Source organism: Paenibacillus sp. FSL P4-0338, assembly GCF_038002365.1.
Taxonomy (GTDB): domain Bacteria; phylum Bacillota; class Bacilli; order Paenibacillales; family Paenibacillaceae; genus Paenibacillus_AQ.
The window spans coordinates 2,953,297-2,972,712 of the sequence record NZ_JBBOCG010000001.1 but is presented as its reverse complement, the minus strand read 5'-3'; the positions used below and the strand labels follow the sequence as shown (position 1 = coordinate 2,972,712).

At 54.7% G+C, this 19,416-nt stretch carries 12 protein-coding genes; 9 read left to right on the top strand and 3 right to left on the bottom strand.

All coding sequences use genetic code 11. The annotated features are described in order from the left end of the window. Positions 1-15: 15 nt before the first annotated feature. Positions 16-846: a helix-turn-helix domain-containing protein gene (locus MKZ07_RS13215; protein WP_051493888.1), complete on the bottom strand. Its 831-nt coding sequence runs from the start codon at positions 844-846 to the stop codon at positions 16-18. A 121-nt stretch (positions 847-967) separates the two neighbouring features. On the opposite strand from MKZ07_RS13215, the gene MKZ07_RS13210 reads away from it, so the two are divergent. From MKZ07_RS13210 to MKZ07_RS13190, 5 genes are all read left to right on the top strand, one after another. Then, positions 968-2,110: a DUF2264 domain-containing protein gene (locus MKZ07_RS13210; RefSeq protein WP_076154496.1), complete on the top strand. Its 1,143-nt coding sequence runs from the start codon at positions 968-970 to the stop codon at positions 2,108-2,110. Between the two features lie 38 nt (positions 2,111-2,148). Continuing rightward, positions 2,149-3,960 (top strand): hypothetical protein, encoded by a 1,812-nt coding sequence (locus MKZ07_RS13205; RefSeq protein ID WP_341026083.1) that lies wholly within the window; start codon positions 2,149-2,151, stop codon positions 3,958-3,960. A 44-nt stretch (positions 3,961-4,004) separates the two neighbouring features. Then, the gene (locus tag MKZ07_RS13200; RefSeq protein WP_341026081.1) at positions 4,005-5,141 is read left to right on the top strand and encodes a glycosyl hydrolase; all 1,137 of its coding nucleotides are present in this window, start codon (positions 4,005-4,007) and stop codon (positions 5,139-5,141) included. Positions 5,142-5,154: 13 nt separating this feature from the next. After that, positions 5,155-7,080, top strand: a complete 1,926-nt coding sequence (locus tag MKZ07_RS13195; protein ID WP_341026079.1) for a DUF2264 domain-containing protein — start codon at positions 5,155-5,157, stop codon at positions 7,078-7,080. Between the two features lie 531 nt (positions 7,081-7,611). After that, positions 7,612-10,479 carry a glycosyl hydrolase 115 family protein gene (locus tag MKZ07_RS13190; protein WP_341026077.1) on the top strand — a complete coding sequence of 956 codons (2,868 nt, stop codon included), beginning with the start codon at positions 7,612-7,614 and terminating at the stop codon, positions 10,477-10,479. Here the strand turns inward: MKZ07_RS13190 and MKZ07_RS13185 are convergent. Both MKZ07_RS13185 and MKZ07_RS13180 read right to left on the bottom strand, forming a co-directional pair. After that, the gene (locus MKZ07_RS13185; protein WP_341027983.1) at positions 10,455-12,044 is read right to left on the bottom strand and encodes a response regulator; all 1,590 of its coding nucleotides are present in this window, start codon (positions 12,042-12,044) and stop codon (positions 10,455-10,457) included. The two genes, MKZ07_RS13190 and MKZ07_RS13185, sit on opposite strands and share 25 nt — an antisense overlap. Before the next feature lie 59 nt (positions 12,045-12,103). After that, positions 12,104-13,912 carry a sensor histidine kinase gene (locus tag MKZ07_RS13180; protein ID WP_341026076.1) on the bottom strand — a complete coding sequence of 603 codons (1,809 nt, stop codon included), beginning with the start codon at positions 13,910-13,912 and terminating at the stop codon, positions 12,104-12,106. 191 nt (positions 13,913-14,103) lie between these two features. On the opposite strand from MKZ07_RS13180, the gene MKZ07_RS13175 reads away from it, so the two are divergent. From MKZ07_RS13175 to MKZ07_RS13160, 4 genes are all read left to right on the top strand, one after another. Beyond that, the gene (locus tag MKZ07_RS13175; protein ID WP_051493887.1) at positions 14,104-15,456 is read left to right on the top strand and encodes an ABC transporter substrate-binding protein; all 1,353 of its coding nucleotides are present in this window, start codon (positions 14,104-14,106) and stop codon (positions 15,454-15,456) included. A 106-nt stretch (positions 15,457-15,562) separates the two neighbouring features. Then, the gene (locus MKZ07_RS13170) at positions 15,563-16,453 is read left to right on the top strand and encodes a carbohydrate ABC transporter permease (RefSeq protein WP_341026075.1); all 891 of its coding nucleotides are present in this window, start codon (positions 15,563-15,565) and stop codon (positions 16,451-16,453) included. A gap of 12 nt (positions 16,454-16,465) precedes the next feature. Further along, entirely contained in the window at positions 16,466-17,290 is an 825-nt protein-coding gene (locus MKZ07_RS13165) for a carbohydrate ABC transporter permease (protein ID WP_036698676.1), read from the top strand. Positions 17,291-17,409: 119 nt separating this feature from the next. Beyond that, a complete protein-coding gene (locus MKZ07_RS13160; protein ID WP_341026074.1) occupies positions 17,410-19,413 on the top strand; it encodes a beta-galactosidase in 2,004 nt (667 codons plus the stop codon). Positions 19,414-19,416: the final 3 nt, after the last annotated feature.

The following is a 19,416-nucleotide window of genomic DNA, read 5'->3' as shown; positions in this document are numbered from 1 at the left end:
TAGGCGTTGCCGTTTTTATTTGCCGTATTTTCCCGGAGGAATGCCCGTGATGTTCTTGAAGGTGCGGATGAAGTTGGCATAATCATTGAAGCCGGACAGGTAGCAGGTATCAGACACGGAGTTGCCGGCGGACAGGAGCTGCTTGGATAACGCGATCTTTTTGAGCAGGACATAACGGTAGATGGTGCCTCCGGTCTGCTGCTTGAACAGATGGCTGAGATAATATTTATCCAGATTCAGCTCCCCGGCGATGTGCGCCAGCGACAGATTCAGGTGCAGGTGGTTGTCGATATAGCTCATAGCAGATTGAATATGGGAGGAGATAATGCTGGGCACTGCGGAACGGGTGCGGCTGTACAGCTCGTTGATCAGCACCAGAATCTGAATGAGATACGTCAGGGCCAGCACCTCGCTGCCGTACTGCTTGCGCTCCAGGGCTGTGATCAGCTGAGAGGAGAGGGCGGTATACTCCGAGAGCAGCGGCTCCTCCATCCGGGCCAGGTTATTCTCCCCGGGCTGGCGGTTCTGGAAGCAGGCCAGCAGATTCGTGGTCGCCGTACAGAACGGGTAGACCAGCGGTGCTTTGAAATGAATGGTCAGCCGCTCATAAGGCTCGGGGGAGCGGTTGATGATTTTATGAATCTCATGATTGTTGAATAACAGGACGTCGCCGCGCTCCAGCGGATAGCTGTACTGGTCCACGAAGCCGTTCACGCTGCCGCCCAGGAACAGGAAGATTTCATAGTGGTCATGGATATGGAAATCCCTCGTCGGAGAGATCGGAGAATTGCCGATACCGGCCAGAATATCTCCGTCGAACGTTTCATAATACCGGGCATGCTTCATCGTCACAGCCCCTTTCATGTTGATCACAACATATGCAATAAATCATCATTATTCGCAAAGACATTGCAATAATACCACAATACACTAGAGAAGAAGAATACCTGAGAGGGTGGAACTAGGGATGAGTGGGATAGAACAGCGTAAATACTGGCTGGATACGATGCTGCGGATTGGAACACCGGTCCTGGAGGCGCTCGCCGCACGGAAACTCAAAGAACGGTTACCTGCGGAGTTTCATAGCGGGCGCAGCCAGTTTGCTCACCTGGAGGCTTTTGCGAGGCTGGCCTGCGGGATGGCTCCCTGGCTGGAGCTTGAGGGATTAGATGGTGAAGAAGAGCGCTTAAGAGCCCGTTATGCAGGGCTGCTGCTGGAAGCGATTGATGCGGCGGTCGATCCGCAGTCGCCTGACTATATGGAATTCAAGACCGAAGGCCAGCCACTGGTCGATGCGGCATTTCTGGCCCATGCACTGGTGCGTGCACCGAGAGCGGTTACAGCCCGGCTGGACGCACGGGTCACAGGCAATCTAATTGCAGCGCTCAAGCAGACGCGGCGGACTGCTCCGAGCGGCAGCAACTGGCTGCTGTTCAGTGCGATGGTGGAAGCAGCCTTATATCTGCTGGGCGACCCGGATTATGACCGGATGCGGGTGGGCTATGCGGTCCACATGTTCATGGACTGGTACAAGGGTGACGGAGCCTACGGGGACGGGAAGGATTTTCACTGGGATTATTACAACAGCTTTGTCATTCAGCCGATGCTGGTGGATGTGGTTACCCTTTTCGAACAGGAGAATGAGGAGTATGCCCGGCTTAGACCCTTGGTCCTGCAGCGGGCGCAGAGATATTCATCCGTGCTGGAGCGCAGCATCGCCCCGGACGGGACGTATCCGTTCCTCGGGCGTTCGATTGTCTACCGGTTCGGAGCGTTTCAGCTGCTGTCGCAGGCGGCGCTCCAGCATTTCCTGGAAGACTCGCTGCCTCCGGCCCAGGTGCGCTGCGCATTAACCGCTGTCATTAGCCGTATTATGCAATACCCAGGCACGCTGGATGAGAACGGCTGGCTGCAGCCGGGGATCTACGGCTATCAGCCGGAGCTGGCCGAGAGCTACATTAATACGGGCAGTCTGTATCTGTGCGCCGCTGTTTTTCTGCCGCTGGGCCTGCCTCCTGCTGACCCCTTCTGGTCGGGCGAGGACATGAAATGGACGGCAAGGAGAATCGCAGACGGCGAGAACGTGATGCGGGACCATGCTTTGGAATAAGGGATAGAGACAGACTGAACCAGAGAGGAAGCTCAGGCATGAACATACAGGAACTTAAGGCAATCGTAGAGAACATGAAGCCGGCAGATCTCAGCTTATATTATCCGCAAGGGGATTCGGCTGCTTTTTGGAGTGAGTCGGCATCTTCTGAAGTCTTGCAGGCCAGTATCAGTGAGATTCGTGCAGAGGCACATCGGCTGGAAGGGCAGCCTATACAGCTGCTGACGTATCGTTTGTTTACCCTTTTCCGGCAGACGGGGTCGAGACTAGAGTATGAGCGGCCTTATTTTGAACGGAGAAGAAGGCTGAATACGTATGTATTCCTTAGTCTGCTGGAGCCGGAGAACGCCGCAGCTCTGGAGCAGCTTACAGATATTCTATGGGCGATCTGCGATGAGTACACGTGGTGTGTTCCCGCTCATCTTCCTGAGAAGCATGATGCTGCTGAGATCAACCGGCATATCGATCTGTTCTCCTCCGAGACAGGCTTTACTTTAAGCGAATGTCTGCTGCTGCTCGGGGAGCGTCTCCCGCTGCTGCTCCGCTCCCGGATACGCAGTGAGGTAGAGCGCAGAATCTTCCAGCCGTTCCTTGCGCATGGCCCTTATTTCTGGGAGACCTCGACTCACAATTGGGCAGCGGTCTGTGCGGGTTCTGTGGGTGCGGCTGCACTGCTCCTTGTGAAGGACAAGGACATGCTGGCGGAGATTCTCCTTAAGACAGAGAGAAGCATGAATTATTATCTGCAGGGCTTCGGGGCAGACGGGGCCTGCCAGGAGGGGCTGGGCTACTGGAATTACGGGTTCGGCTATTTCACTTATTACAGCGATCTGCTCCGTGCAAGAAGCGGAGGCAGGCTGGACTGGTTCAAGCAGGAGAAGGTGGCACAGATCGCCCGCTTCCAGCAGCAATGCTTCATTGACGGCAGCTATGTCGCCAATTTCTCTGATTCCGTCCCCCGCGTACGGGTGCATATGGGACTCTCCCATTATCTGGCGGACGTCTATCCGGATGTCCTGCGCCCGCCGTCTGCGCTGCGCGCCCCGTTCACGGAAGATCACTGCAGCCGCTTCGCACCGGCGCTGCGCAATCTGATCTGGACAAGGGCCGGGAAGGAGAAGGAGTCCTGGGAGGCAGGCAGCAGCTATCTGCCCGATGCTGCTTGGCTCATCTCCCGGCATATCTCTGCTGCGGGCGCCTTCGGCTTCGCGGCCAAGGGCGGCCACAACGACGAGCCTCATAACCATAATGATCTGGGCCAATTCATTCTGAGCGGCCGGGGGGAGATCTTCGCGGCCGATCTGGGCAGCGGAGAGTATACGGCGGACTATTTCGGTGCCGGCCGTTACGGTTATGACTGCAACGGGTCGCAGGGCCATAGCGTGCCGATTATTGACGGCCAGTTCCAGGGAGCCGGACGGGAGTTCCAGGCTACGGTGCTGCATGCATCGGCAGCATCGGCGAAGGATGAGCTGACGCTGGAGCTGGCCCGGGCGTACCCGGTAGCCGGACTGCAATCCCTGGTCCGTTCGCTGGTCTGGCATAAGGAAGAGCTGCCCCGTCTGGAGCTGACAGACACCTATCAGTATGATGGGACCCCGGCAAGCTGGACGGAACGGTTCATAACGTGGTGCAGACCGGAGCTGTCGGGTTCAGGGCGAGTATTGCTCCCAGGGACTGAAGGACGCGGTGTCCAGGTAACCTACGATCCGCAGATCGTCCGGCCGGAGATTACTGCACATGTGTATCAGGACCATTATGGCCAGGATACGGTGTGGCATAGTCTGGACTTCCAGGTTCTCCAGCCCGGGGCAGAGGGCGTATTGGTGTTTACTTTTGAGTTTATGTAAGACGCACGGCATGGGTACTACATTCACATAAAGGTGGGATTCAAATGAACAGAACCATAGATCAGACATGGGTAGATGAGGCTTGGAGTAAGGCGCTGGAGAAAACTAGAACGAACAGCATCAGCATCGGGGCTGAGTTCCCGCATGCCAGTCAAGGCGGTAAGTATGTACTGGAAGTGCCGAGCTGGTGGACTGCCGGCTTCTGGCCGGGAATGCTCTGGCAGCTCTATGCCGGGAGCGGCGATGAGAGCCTGAAGGCAGTAGCCGAGCGCTGCGAGGAGCGGCTGGATGCTGTGCTGGACGGCTATGTGAAGCTGGACCATGACCTTGGCTTCATGTGGCTGCTGACCAGCGTTGCCAATTACAAGTTGATGGGCACAGAAGAATCACGGGTCCGCGGGCTGAAGGCCGCCAACTATCTGGCGGCCCGCTTCAACCTGAAGGGCAGTTACATCCGGGCCTGGAATCCCTGGAGAGAAGGCGAGGACAACAGCGGGGTTGCCATTATTGACTGCAGTATGAACACGAGCCTGCTGTTCTGGGCCTCCGAAGTCACCGGAGACCCGCGTTACCGGCATATTGCGGAGGCACATATGGATACGGTGCTGGAGCATTTTATCCGTCCGGACGGCTCCGTCTATCATATTGTCAACTTCAACCCGGAGACGGGCGAAGTGGCAGAGAAGCTGGGCGGACAGGGCTATGCGCCGGAATCGGCCTGGTCGCGCGGCGCGGCTTGGGCACTATACGGGCTGGCGCTGGCCTATCATCATACCGGCAAGCTGAGCTACCTGCATGCGTCCAAGCAAGTCGCGCATTTCTTCCTGACCCGTCTGCCTGAGGATCAGGTGCCGCAGTGGGATTTCCGCGCTCCCGGCGATGTTGGGGAGATCCGCGATACTTCTGCCGGTTCCTGCGCGGCGAGCGGTCTGCTAATGCTGGCCGGGCTGGTGGAAGATTCAGAGGCTCATGTCTACCGGAACGGGGCGCTAAGAATCACTGAATCTCTCTACCGTAATTACGGAACTTGGGACAATCCTGCCGAACAGGGGCTGCTGCTTCACGGTACCAGTAACTATCCTGAAGACCGGAACATCGATGTTCCGCTGATTTACGGGGATTTCTTCTATGTTGAGGCACTGGCCCGGATCAAGGGAGCAGGCCCGTTCTATTGGGAGTAGGAGGAGTATGACAATGACGAACAAGAAGAAGACTCCGGTAATTGGAAATCCAGGAACAGGCGGCCTGGCGACGGCCAATCTGGCAATTCAAAGCAATCCGCTGAAGACACGCGGCGACCTGCTGGCTGCCCTTGACCAGCTGACAGAGCCGCTTCGGCCGCTCTATAGCAGAGGAAGCGCCAGACTTGAGATAGGGATTACGGGAGCGAGCTATCCCGCAGCCACCGCCGGAATGGAGGGCTTCTCCCGGGTGCTATGGGGACTGATCCCGTTGCTTGCCGGAGGCGGGAACAATGAGCTATGGGCCACTGTGCTGGACGGCATCCGGCACGGCACCGATCCGGCCCATGAGGAGTATTGGGGTGATGTAAGGGACTATGACCAGCGTCTGGTCGAGATGGCTGCCTTCGGCTTCGCGCTGGCGGCTGTGCCGGAGCATATCTGGTCGCCGCTTGCTCCGCAGGAGCAAGAGCATCTATACAACTGGCTGAATCAGATCAATTCCCGTCCCTACTACGACTGCAACTGGCTGTTCTTCAATGTGCTGGTGAATGTCGGCTTCCGCACAGTAGGACGGCCTTATGATGCGTTACAGCTGGAGAGGAACCTGACACGGATGGATGCGTTCTATCTGGAGGATGGCTGGTACAGCGACGGCGTTAACGGCCACTGTGATTATTATGGGCCCTTCGCCATCCATTACTATTCGCTGCTGTATGCGAAGCTGATGGAACGGGAAGACCCGGAGCGTTCCCGGCTGTTCAAAGAACGCGCCCGGCTGTTCGCCGCTGAATTCATAGGCTGGTTCGCCCCGGACGGCGCTGCACTTCCTTACGGCCGCAGTCTGGCCTACCGGTTCGCCCAGTCTGCATTCTGGAGCGCCCTGGCTTATGCAGAGGTTGAGGGCTTCCCTGCCGGAGTGGTTAAAGGCATCATCCTGCGCAACCTGCGCTGGTGGTTCCGCCAGCCCATCTTCGATGCTGCAGGTGTGCTGACGATCGGTTACACGTATCCGAATCTGGTCATGGCGGAGAATTATAATGCTCCCGGTTCGCCTTACTGGGCGATGAAGACCTTTCTGCCGCTCGCCCTCGGCGCGGAGCATCCGTTCTGGAGCGAACCGGAGCTGCAGCTGCCGGGGCTTCCGGCGGTGAGTGTACAGCATCCGCCGCATCTTGTTCTAGTCCGCGAGCCGGCTTCCGGTCATGTGGCCGCCTTCAATAGCGGACATCTATCTACCAATGAGCATACGCATACCTCAGCCAAATACGAGAAATTCGTCTATTCCACGGGCTTCGGATTCAGCGTTCCCCGCTCAGAATGGGGATTGTCACAGGGTGCCTATGATTCTATGCTTGCGCTGAGCGAAAGGGGAGATAACCTCTACCGGGTACGGCGCCGGAACCTGGAATCTCAGATCACGGACAACGTCCTGCGGTCGGTCTGGAAGCCTTGGGCGGACGTTGAGGTGCGCACCTGGGTAATCGCAGGCTTGCCCTGGCATATTCGCATTCACCGGCTGGAGACAGGGCGCGCGCTGGATGCTGCCGAGGGCGGGTTCGCGCTGGGACAGGAAGCGGAGCCTTCGCAGCAGCTCAGCGGAATTGGCGCAGCGGCAGCTACAGCATGGGGAACGAGCGGCATCAAGGGGCTAACAGGCTACTCGAAGGCCGAGCTGATCTGGCCGAATGCGAATACGAACCTGCTTCGTCCCCGTACGGTACTGCCAACCTTAACAGCCACTATAGAACCTGGGGTTCATTGGCTGGCATCCGCCGTGTACGGTGATCCTTCGGCGGATTCTCCAGCGGATGAGATCCGCACTCCCGGTCCGATTCTGGACCAATCGCCTGAAGACCTGCTGAGGGTTAAGTTCAGCGGGGAGCGCATTTCAATTACCACTACTGGCGGGTCAGAGATTATAATTCCGTTACAATAAGAACATTAGCTGCATCTTCAATAGGACGTCGGCTTTGGATTTAATATAGTGGAAATAGCAAGTGGTTTCGTCTCTGAACCCATTCATTAGTCTAATCAAGCTCTATGTATAAGTGCCATCTGTACAACTAAATCGTCTGATGTATAGCCGAATAACCGTTTAGGTGTATTTCGTACAATTAAACTGCCCCAATAATCGGGTTTTCACATATTGGGGCAGTTTTAGCTGTACAGAATACAACTAGATGAGTAATTCCGTCCTTTTCACTGTTTTTAAATGTACAGAATACAACTATCACCGAATATTCGCTTCGAACGCCCCTATTTACCCGAACCTCCCCAACACCCCCAAGCTCCCCTATCTCTTTCATCCACCTGCACGTCCCAATCCGCCTAACTTCCCCCAGTCCACCCGCCCGCCCCTCCTTTACAAATTACAAACTCTTGCTAGTTAGACCATGGAGTCTGTAACCGCTCTCCCGATATAATGTGATAAGTATGCGAAGATGAAAGAAGCGGAGGATATAAGAGCATGACATCGAATGAGGAATTTATCATTGCCGCCCCGGAAGGGGCGGTTCAGCTATATCTGGACCCGAAGGGGACTGACTATAAGGGGCTGCGCCGGGTGGCGGAGTCTTTGTGCGCGGATATCAGACTGGTTAGCGGGATAGCACCTGCAATACTCACCCAAGCAGAGCAGCTCACGGGCACTGTTATTATCGCCGGGCCGGTCGGCGGGAATGGGCTGATCGGCAGGCTGATTGCAGAGCGCCGTCTCGATGTCGCTGCTATTGAAGGCAAGCGGGAATGTTACCGGCTGCAAATCATAGAGCAGCCTCTGCCGGGAGTCGAGCGGGCGCTGGTCGTTGCGGGTAGCGATAAACGCGGGACGATTTACGGTATGTACGCTATTTCTGAGCTGATCGGAGTGAGTCCGTGGGTGTATTTTGCCGATGTGGTTCCGCAGCAGGTGGAGCGTCTGGCCCTTCCCGCAAGCAGGCTGAACAGCAGCTCGAGAGAGCCGTCTGTGAAATACCGGGGAATCTTTTTGAATGATGACTGGCCTTCGCTCGGCTCCTGGGTAACCCATGCCTTCGGCGATTTCAATGAGCACTTCTATGACAAGGTGTTCGAGCTGATTCTGAGGCTGAAGGGGAATTTCATGTGGCCGGCGATGTGGAGCGCGGAATTCAGCCTGAACGGGGCAAGCAGCCCTATTGCGAACGCGGTGCATGCGGATGAATACGGCATTGTGATGGGGACCTCGCATCATGAGCCGCTGTTCCGGGCCGGCAGTGAATGGCAGAAGGTCTATGCGCAATACGGGACAAGTAACCTGTGGGATTTCCGCCGGAATTCCCGGGCGATTACTGCATTTTGGGAGGACGGACTCAAGCGCAATGGGACGTATGAAAGTCTGGTGACGCTCGGCATGCGGGGCGAGAGCGACTCGGCGCTGGAAGGAACGGACCAGGAGAACATTGAGCTGCTGAAGCAGATTATCCTGACCCAGAAGGCGCTGCTGAAGCAGTATAACCTGGAGCATCTGCCGCAGGTTCTGGCTGTCTACAAGGAGGTTGAGACCTACTGGTACGGTACATCCGAAGCGGAGGGGCTTAAGGACTGGGACGTTCTGCAGGATGTGATCATTCTGCTGTCGGACGACAACTTCGGCAATTTGCGCAAAATCCCGGAAAAGCATGAGCAAAAGCGCTCTCCCGGCTGGGGGATCTACTACCATTTCGATTATCACGGCGGTCCCCACTCCTATGAATGGGTGAATACCACTCCGCTGGAGAAGGTGTGGGAGCAGATGACGATGGCGTTCGATTACGGCATCCGTGAGCTCTGGGTGGTGAATGTAGGTGATCTGAAGCCGATGGAACTGCCGGTCTCTTATTTCCTGGACCTGGCTTATGATTACGAGGCTTGGGGAACAGATGCGGTTAACCGGACGGCGGAGTATACGGAGCACTGGACCCGGCAGCAGTTCGGGGCCGGAGCCCAGCCGGAGACGGTTGCCGGAATCGCCCAAGTGCTGGCGGATTACACCCGGATGAACGGGCGCCGCAAGCCGGAGATTATCAGGCCGGACACCTTCAGCCTGCTGCATCATCAGGAGGCGCAGAGAATGCTTGCAGAGGCGCTCCGTCTGGAGCGGGCAGCGGCAGCGTATGAGCTGGAGCTGCCTGAAGCGCTCAGGGATGCATATTACCAGCTGGTGTATTATCCGGCAGCCGCTTCTGCCAATGTGAACGCCATGCAGATCTATGCCGGACTGAGCAGGCTGCATGCAAGGCGCGGGAGTGTATTTGCGAACAGCTATGCCGTTCTTGCAGAGGAGGCCATTCAGCGCGACAAGCAGCTGGAGCAGCGCTATAACACAGGAATTTCGAATGGCAAATGGCAGGGCATGATGAGCTCTCCGCATGTCGGCTATGTCCGCTGGGACGCGGAAGGGTGGAGCTATCCCGAGGTCAGTAGGATCATTCCCGGCCCGAAGGCCGCAATGATTGTAGGGGTGGAGGGAGTAGAGCAGGGGTACACCGCAGGGACCGCCGCGCTCCCGCCGTTCACCAATCTGCTGCAAGAGCGATATCTGATTTCCGTCAGCACGGGCGGAGCAGGGTTCCAGTATCAGGCGGTGAGCAGCGCAGACTGGATCAGGCTGGAGCAGGAGCAGGGCTGGGTAGACAGCGGGGCGGAGATTGGCGTATCTGTAGATTGGACGAAGGTAACGGGAGCGGCAACAGGCGAGATTATCCTGACAGGTGCCGAAGTAAGCGTAACGGTTACTGTTGCTGTGGACTGGACAGATCTTGCCGGGTTCCTGCCGATGACTTTCATTGAGGCTCATGGAGTGGTGTCTATGGAAGCGGAGCATGCCATCAGCCGCGTATCCCGCAGCGGGGTGGAATGGAAGATTATCGAGAACTACGGACGGACACTGTCAGCTGTCAAAATGTTCCCCGCCGGCGTCTCCTTCGGCCAGCCGGAGAAGGCCCCGTACCTGGAGTACCGGCTGTTCATCCGGCACGAGGGTGAATACCTGCTTAGCGTCTATCTTGCGCCGACGAATCATTTGTCGCCGGTCAGCGGTCTGAAGTATGCTGCCGGGTTCGATGGGGAAGTGCCGGTCACCGCCGATGCGCTGCCGCCGGATTACGAAGGCGGCAATCACAGCAACGGGCCATGGTGCCGCGCAGTAATGGACAATGCCCATGTCTCCGTGACCCGTCACCCTCTGACTCCGGGCCAGCATACCTTGCGCTTTTACGGCCTGGATGCCGGGCTAGTCCTGCAGAAGCTGGTGCTGTCCCGCGGGCCGCTGCCGGCATCCTATCTGGGGCCTCAGGAGAGCTTCCTGACCCCTCACTCCGTATTGCTGCGGAACTGATTGGGCGTGAGCCCTTTATACTTTTTGAACACCTGATAGAAATATTTCGTATCATTATACCCGGACTGCAGAGCGATATCCTCGATCCGCATTCCGGGATCTTTGAATAGCTGGCAGGCATGCTCGATGCGGACCTTGTGCAGATAATCGATGAAGCTGATCTTAAGCTGCTGCTTGAACAGCAGGCTTAAATATCCGGGGGTAATATAGATCTCCCTGGCGACGATCTCGCGGTTGATATCCTTCATGAAGTGCTCCCCGATATAGCTCTTGGCCGCTTCGAGCAGCTTGTTGCTGTTCTTCTTGGACGTCAGATGCTCACTGACCCGCTGGGCTGTCTCCAGCAGCGACTGGAACAGGTTATCCAGACTGGAGCGGGACAGGACATGGATCAGCTCGGTCAGATTCTGCCCGAAGACTTTATTTACATTGACATTGTTCTCAATACATAATTTATACAGGGCGAAGAACAGGGCGAAGCTCGACTTGATCACCTGGTCCCTGGACACGGTCTCGGGCTGCAGGGCTACATTGAACAGTGTGAGCTTATCGGCAATGTCGCCGGGAGAACCGCCGCGTACCGCCTTCAGCACCTCCTGCTCCTCATGCAGAGGATAGGAGGATTGAGAGGACTCGGCATCGAATTCCCCGCTGTACTCCACGATTTTAGCAATGCCGGTGTAGTTGGTTGTATTCAAAGCCTGGCAGGCCTCCACGAAGGAGTGGCGCAGATGCTCAATATTCTTGTCAATACTTCCGATCCCGGCGGACACAGTGAACTTCAAGAAGCTGGCGATATTCTCCTGAATAATCCGGATATAACCGCTTAATTCCTCCTGATCCGGCAGCTCATCCGTATTCAGAATCAGCACAATATCGTCCTGATGCTCGAAGGCAACACATAGCACAGCCTCTGGCAGCGACTCCTCGCAAATATTCTTCAGCCCGTACTTCAGCAGTTCCGTATCCTCATGCATATACTTCTCATGCAGCAGCTGGAAATTGTCGATCCGCAGCAGAATGATGCCGTACAGCAGATAAGGGAAAACCAGCTGGTTCATCTTCAGATTAGCCAGCAGCCGGGAATACGAGGGACTCTCGGTGAGAATGAGCTGGCTTAACGTCTTCTCCTTCAGCAGGGGCAGACTCTCCCGGAAGCCTTGCCGCAGATGCTCAAGCGTACTAATCTCCAGCTTCTCCGATTGAATCTGCTCCGTGATGGCCAGAACAGTGCTTAGAATCTCCTGCCGGCGGCTCGGCTTCAGCAGATAATTGCTGACTCCCGACCTTATGGCTTGCTGGGCATAGGCGAAATCATCGAATCCGCTCATAATGACTGATTTGACGCTGGGGTATTTCTCAGAGACAACCTTGATTAACTCCAGACCGTCCATTTGCGGCATCCGGATATCCGTTAGCATGATATCGACGGCATAGGTATTCAGGAGTTCAAGGGCCTCAAGTCCGTCTCTGGCTTCTCCTGCAATATGGATGCCGTGCGAATGCCAGTCAATCAGGGTCGTTATGCCTACCCGCGCCCGCTCTTCATCGTCCACAATAATCATATTATACAAGGGACATCCCCTCCGATCTGTCTTCGTATTCTTTATCCGCCCGGCTTTGTCTATTCTTGCATGTCATTTATAATCACCGGAATCACAATTTCCACACGCGTGCCCTCTCCGGGAACACTGGTATAGTTCAGAGCATAGTCACCTTTATAAAAATGCTTCAGCCGTGCCTGTACATTCTGCACCGCATAGCCGCCGACATCCCGGGCAGTGTACACATCTGTCTCGTCAGGCATGGCAAGAATCTTCAGCAGTGTCTCGCTGCTCATCCCGCCCCCGTTATCCTCAATCACGAACCTCAGCTGGTCTCCGGTACGCTGTCCGCTGATGCTTACCCGTCCGCCGCCGCGCTTGCGTTCAATGCCGTGGATCAGCGCGTTCTCAATGAACGGCTGCAGGCTGAGCTTCAGGATGACATAGGAGTACAGCTCCTCAGGTATGTCGATCACATACTCGAGCGATTCCTGGAACCGCATCTTCTGGAGCGTCAGATACAGCTCAATCAGCTCTTTTTCCTTGGCTACACTGGTGAAGCTCTTGCCCTGGTTAAGACTTAACCGGAACAGCCGGGAGAGGTTGATGACCATCTCGCTGATCTTATCCTGTCCTGCCGCCTCCGCTTCCCAGAAGATCGTGTCGAGCATGTTGTAGAGAAAATGGGGGTTAATCTGGGATTGCAGCGCCTTCAGCTCCGCTTCCTGCTCCTTCAGCTTCAGCAGATAGGCATCGTCTACAAGCGTCTTGATGTTGCTGACCATATTATTGTAGCCCCGGCTCAATTGGCCGATCTCATCCCAATATTTGATGTCCACCTTCTCCTCGAACTGTCCGTTCTGGAAGCGCCGCATGGACAACAGCAGCGTCTTGATCGGCGCTGTCAGGAAGGAGGAGAAGAACATGAGCAGAGGAATACTAAGCACCAGGCTGGCTAATACCATCACGAGCACTGCCGATTTGATGGAATTCAGCTCCCCAGTCAGCGAAGAGAGCGGAACACTGTACAGGGTGATCCAGCCATCCTGGTTGATGTTGTAATTGAGCAGCGTATCCTTGCCCTCCAGGCTGACGATGGTGTTGCCGGAGCGAATGCCAGCCTTGGCTTGCTTCATTACGAACTGTGCGGCTTCTGGGCTATAAGTCTCTTTGCCTGCCGACAGAAGCTGTGTACCTTGTTCGCTCAGAATGAGGATGCCGTGATCCTTGTCATACAGATTCGTCAGATAGGTTCTGCGGATCGTCTCCAGATTAATGCCGACGAATACGAAGCCGATCCGGTTCCCGTTCACAATATCGCGGATAATCCGGGTCATGCCAAGCTTGTCATTGCGGTTGCTCTGAATGAATACATTGTTCTCTTCCGTCAGCGGGAACCAGTAGGAGGCACCGTTTAAGGCAACGGTCTGTTTATAAGTATCATTTGAGGTAATTTTGCTCAAACTATACGCACCGCTGCTGTCATCGGTGGCAACCTGAAACAGCGGCTCGGACAAGCTGCCGTACAGAGCCAGATAGTCGAAGCTTCCGGTCACCAGCATCTGGTTCATGATCGACGCAGTGGGTCCGTTATAGAGCTGGTTCTCGATCTTCGCCGAATCCGGGGTATTGCTCCTCAGGGTATCCTGAACGACTGGAGCGAGGCTGAATACCGTGACCCAGTCGGCTAAGGTCTTTTGCATACGGGCGAGATTACTGTCAATCTGCTTGAGCACACTCTGGTTGGAGTTGCTCACCTTATTGATGATCTGCTGCTTGGAGATGTTATAGGAATATGCGCCCAGCGTGCAGGCCACCCCGGTAATCAGCAGGAAGATCAGTATGGTTATCTTGTATCGCAGGTTCATATTCAAGTAGTAGCGCAGCACAGGATCACTAACCTTTTTGTTTTTTATCTTATGCGCAATGCCGAATATACACAAGGGAGCTGACATTCGAAGTCGACAATTTTCAACATTACTCTCTTTTTCTCTACTGACCCTGGCTCTGGTACTCTGGTACGATGTGTTCAGAAACAAAGAAAGCAACCCACGATCCATAACAAATAGGGGGAATTGACATGGTTATGAATTCAAAATCCACACGTAATATACTGCTGGTTACGGCCCTTGCGGCAGTCTCGGTGCTTAGCGCATGCGGAGGCGGTAATGACAAGAACAATAATGCAGGCAGCAGCACGAACGGCGGTACAGCCGGATCTGCGGACAAGGAAGTGACGCTGCGTCTGTTCTCGAACCTTCCCGACCGTAAATCCGGCCAGGGGCTGGCAGAGCAAATGGTAATCGACAACTATATCAAAGCGAATCCCAATGTCAAGATCGATATCGAAACCCTCGCCGAGGAGCCGTTCAAAAACAAGCTGAAGGCGTACATGGCTTCCAACGAATCGCTGGACGTCACGATGGTTCACGGCGGAGCAGAGCTGAATACGCTGGTACAAGCCGGCTATGTGAAAGAGCTGAACCCTGCGGAATACGAAGGAGACACTTACAAATTCCTGCCGGGCGTGTACAAATCCTTCACCTTCAATGACAAGCTCTATGGCTTGCCCCGCAACAGTGACTATGAAGTGATCTATTATAACAAAAAGCTGTTCGATGACAATGGCATCAAGATTCCTACCACCTACGCCGAATTGCTGGAAGCGGGCAAGCAGTTCCGTGCCAAAGGCATTGAGCCGATGTCGATGAACGGTAAGGACCTGTGGAGCTTCGCGGCCTTCTTCCAGGATCTTGTCGTACGCCTCACGGGCGATCAGAACCTGATGCTGGATGCGGTAGCGAAGAAGAAGAATTTCACCGGCGATGAGAACTTCCTGGCTGCGGCCAAGCTGCTGGCAGAAGCCAGAGACACCAAGCTGTTCCAGGAATCGTTCATGACAGCGGACTACGGCGCTTCCCAGAACCTGTTCACGCAAGGCCGTGCAGCCATGTGGTATATGGGCTCCTGGGAAGCGGGTATGGCTACCAATGACAAGCTGCCGGAAGACTTCCGCAACAATGTGAATGTACTGAAATTCCCGGTTGTTGATGGCGGTAAAGGCAAGAACACCGACCTTCTGGCCTGGAACGGCGGCGGATACTCGCTGGTCAGCAGCTCCAAGCATCCTGAAGAAGCCAAGAAGTTCTTCGACTATATGATGTCCGCCGATCAATGGGCCAAGATTGTATGGGATACCGGAGCGGCTGTACCGGCACAGAAATATGAGCTTAGCGGCAAAGAGAGCGAACTGCAGAAGCAACTGACTGAGGTTCTGACAGGGGCTACCAGCACAGCAGGTTCTATCGCCCTTGACTCCGGTACACCTAAGTTCAAGGATGATGCACAGAATGCCTTCGGCAAGTTCTTCGCCGGCGGATCAACACCTGAGCAGCTGCTGGCCGATCTTCAAAAGGCTGCGGAAACTCAATAACAGATCACAAATCACCGATAATAGATCACCACTATAGAGAGTGAAAGGAGACGGGGCGGGAAGCATTCTTGCCCCTCTCTAATCTTAAGGATGGAGTTGGAGTTCCATGCAAAAAGTATTTAACAACAAAATGGCAATCTTTCTGTTCGTCTTTCCGGGGATTCTCCTGTTCTCCCTGACCTTTCTCGTGCCGATTGTACTCAGCGCGTATTACTCTTTCAGAGACACCCTGTCTCCGGGAACGCCCTCGGCATTCATCGGATTCGCCAACTATACGGAGCTGTTGTTCCACGATTCACGGTTCTGGCTGGCACTTAGAAATGCCGTACTGCTCGGTTTGGGCTTTATCCTGATCCAACATCCGATTGCTATCTTTTTTGCCATTATGCTGGACCGCCTGGGCGGTAAGGCAGAGAAGTGGTTTAGAACGATTTTCTTCATCCCATGTGTCATTTCTGTAGTCGTTATTTCAAAAATGTGGCTGTCCCTGCTGGACCCTACCTTCGGCGCCTTCAACAAAATGCTTGATTCCCTGGGGCTTGGAATGCTAAAGCATGCCTGGCTGGGGGATAGCAGCACCGCGCTGATCTCCATGCTGTTCATCCTGATCTGGGCCGGCTTCGGCTGGGGATTGCTGTTCTATTATGCAGGACTCAAAGGCATTCCCGATGATTTGTATGAAGCCGCTTCACTGGACGGAGCCTCCGGCTTCCGATTGCACTGGCGGATTACAGTTCCGCTGCTGTCACCGGTTATTACGGTGCAGATTACTTTGGCTATGATTACCGCCTTGAAACAGATGGAAACCGTGTTCCTGACCACTAACGGCGGTCCCGGCGATTCCACCCAATTCCTGGCCGTGTATCTCTATAACAAGGCGTTCTCGGCCAGCCAATATGGTTATGCCAACGCCATCTCGATTCTGTTCATCTTTGTCTGCCTGCTTGCCACCTATCTCAGCAACAAACTGACCCGCAGTGATGCGACGGAATTCTAAGGAGGAATCACCATGACAAAAAGCACAAAAACCATACTATGGGTGTTCTTCCTGATCGTCGCCCTGGTCCAGCTGTTCCCGCTCATCTGGCTGATTGATTTCTCATTCTTAAGCAGCAATGAGTTCTACTCCTCCAGCGTCCTGAAATGGCCAAGTGACCCGCAGTGGCAGAACTATATCAATGCCTGGGTGGACGGTAAATTCCTGCGCTACTTCATTAACAGTGCCTTCGTTACCTCAGTAACCATTCTGTTAACGGTGATTCTGTCCCTTACGCTGGGCTATGCCTTTACCCGTATGCAGTGGAAGCTGCGCCCCATCTTCTTCACCATTATCCTGCTGGGGATTATGATTCCGATTCATGCGACTCTTCTGCCTAACTTTGCCATCTTCAAGGCGCTGGGCTTAACGAATTCCTATCTAGGGCTTATTCTGCCATATACCGCAGTGTCTGTACCGCTGGGAACCTTCATCCTGACCGGCTTCATGCGGAGTATTCCGAAGGCGATGGAGGAGTCCGCAGTAGTAGACGGCGCGAATATTTACCGGATTGTCTTCCAGATCATTGCACCGCTTACTGCGCCTGCACTGGTTACGGTCATCGTTACAACATTCCTGAACTGCTGGAATGAATTCATTATGGCATCGACCTTCCTCAGTAAAGATGCGCTGAAGACGCTGCCCTTCTCGGTCATGAACTTCGCCGGCCAGTATTCCTCAGACTACGGCTCACAATTTGCGGTCATGGTGCTGACATCGATCCCGGCCATTGTCATCTACGCTATTTTCAACGAACAGATCACCAAGGGCGTGACAGCTGGCGCGGTAAAAGGCTGATCTTAAAGCGGACCAAACTCTAGGCGTATGCTATCAAAACTCTAAGCGTATGCTTCCGCAGCCAGTTTTGCGCAGAGATTCAGGATGCATATGCTATCAAAACTCTTAGGAGGATTATAATGGATCACTTGTTATACGGCGTTGCTTATTATGATGAATACATGCCTTATGACCGTCTTACGGAGGACATCCAAATGATGAAGGATGCGGGCATTAATACCGTCCGGATTGCCGAATCGACCTGGAGCACACATGAGCCGCAGAACGGGGTATTCGACTTCTCTTCTGTACAGAGAGTGCTGGATGCGATGCATGAGGCCGGAATTCATGTCATTGTGGGAACACCTACGTATGCGGTACCGGCCTGGATGGTCAAGGAGCACCCGGAGGTGCTGGCCGTGACTGTGAAAGGGGAAGGGAAATATGGCGCCAGACAGATTATGGATATCACTAGTCCGGCGTATCTGTTCTACTCGGAGCGGATCATCCGCAAGCTGATGGCTGTGGTACATAAGCATCCGGCAGTCATCGGCTACCAGATCGATAATGAGACTAAGCATTATGAGACAGCCGGACCGAACGTCCAGCTAAGATTCGTCAAATACATGAGGGAGACCTACGGAACGCTCGAAGCCATCAACCACCAGTTCGGTCTGGATTACTGGAGTAACCGGATCGACCGCTGGGAGGACTTCCCGTCCGTGGTGGGGACGATCAACGGCAGCCTGGGGGCTGAATTCGCCCGGTTCCAGCGGGGGCTGGTGAATGAGTTCCTGGCGTGGCAGGTCGGAATTGTGAATGAGTATAAGCAGCCGGGACAGTTCACCACCCATAATTTCGATTTCGAGTGGCGGGGCTATTCGTTCGGCGTTCAGCCTTCGGTGGATCATTTTGCGGCGTCGCAGCCTTTTGACATTGCCGGTACAGATATTTATCACCCGTCCCAGGATCAGCTTACAGGTGCAGAGATTGCCTTCGGGGGAGATATGACCCGCTCGCTGAAGCAGGATAACTACTTCGTGCTGGAGACCCAGGCGCAAGCATTCCCCGAATGGACGCCATATCCCGGCCAGCTGCGGCAGCTGGCGTTCAGTCATCTGGGCTCAGGCGCTTCGATGGTCGCTTACTGGCATTGGCATTCGATTCATAATTCCTTCGAGACCTATTGGAAGGGCTTGCTCAGCCATGATTTCCTGCCGAATCCGGTATATAAGGAAGCCCAGACTATCGGCGCGGACTTCAAGCGGCTAAGCGATCAGCTTATTGGACTGAAGAAGACCAGCAAGGTAGCCGTTATGGTTAGCAATGAAGCGCTGTCGGCGATCGAATGGTTCAAGCTGCCCGGCGGATTGATCTATAACGATGTAGTCCGCTGGATGTACGACGAACTCTATAAGATGAACATTGCTTGCGATTTCATCCAGCCGGGAAGCCCCCGTCTGAAGGAGTATGAGCTGGTTGTAGTGCCGGCCCTGTATGCCGCCTCGGACGAAGCGCTCCAGCAGTTGAATGACTACGTCCGCGGCGGCGGCCATGTGGTCTATTCCTTCAAGAGCGGGTTCACCGATGAGCAGGTGAAGGTTCGTCATACGGCACAACCTGGGGTCATTCATGAGGCCTGCGGGATTGCTTACAGTCATTTTGCCACGCCGAATGCGGTTACGGGACTTACCGGCAAGCTGTTCCCTGAGGGAGCTGAAGCAGGCGTTCACACCGTCCGCACCTGGATGGAGATGATTGTTCCCGGTTCAGCGGAGGTGCTGGCCAGCTACGATCATCCCCAGTGGGGCGAATATGCTGCCGTCACCCGCAATACCTTCGGCGAAGGAACAGCCACCTACATCGGTTGTATGACCGGACCTGACGCACTTGCGGAAATCCTGCGCGATACGCTCCAGGTGGCCGGGTTATGGGGAGCGGACCAGCAGCTGTCGTTCCCGCTCATCGTGAAGTCCGGTATGAACCGGCAGGGCCATACCATCCGTTACTACTATAATTACTCAGCCCAGCCGGTCAGCTTCAAATATTCGTATGAAGCCGGCCAGGAGCTATTGTCCGGCAATGCGGTAGAGCAGGATCAGGAACTGACGCTTGATGCTTGGGGCGTTATGATTATTAAATAGACT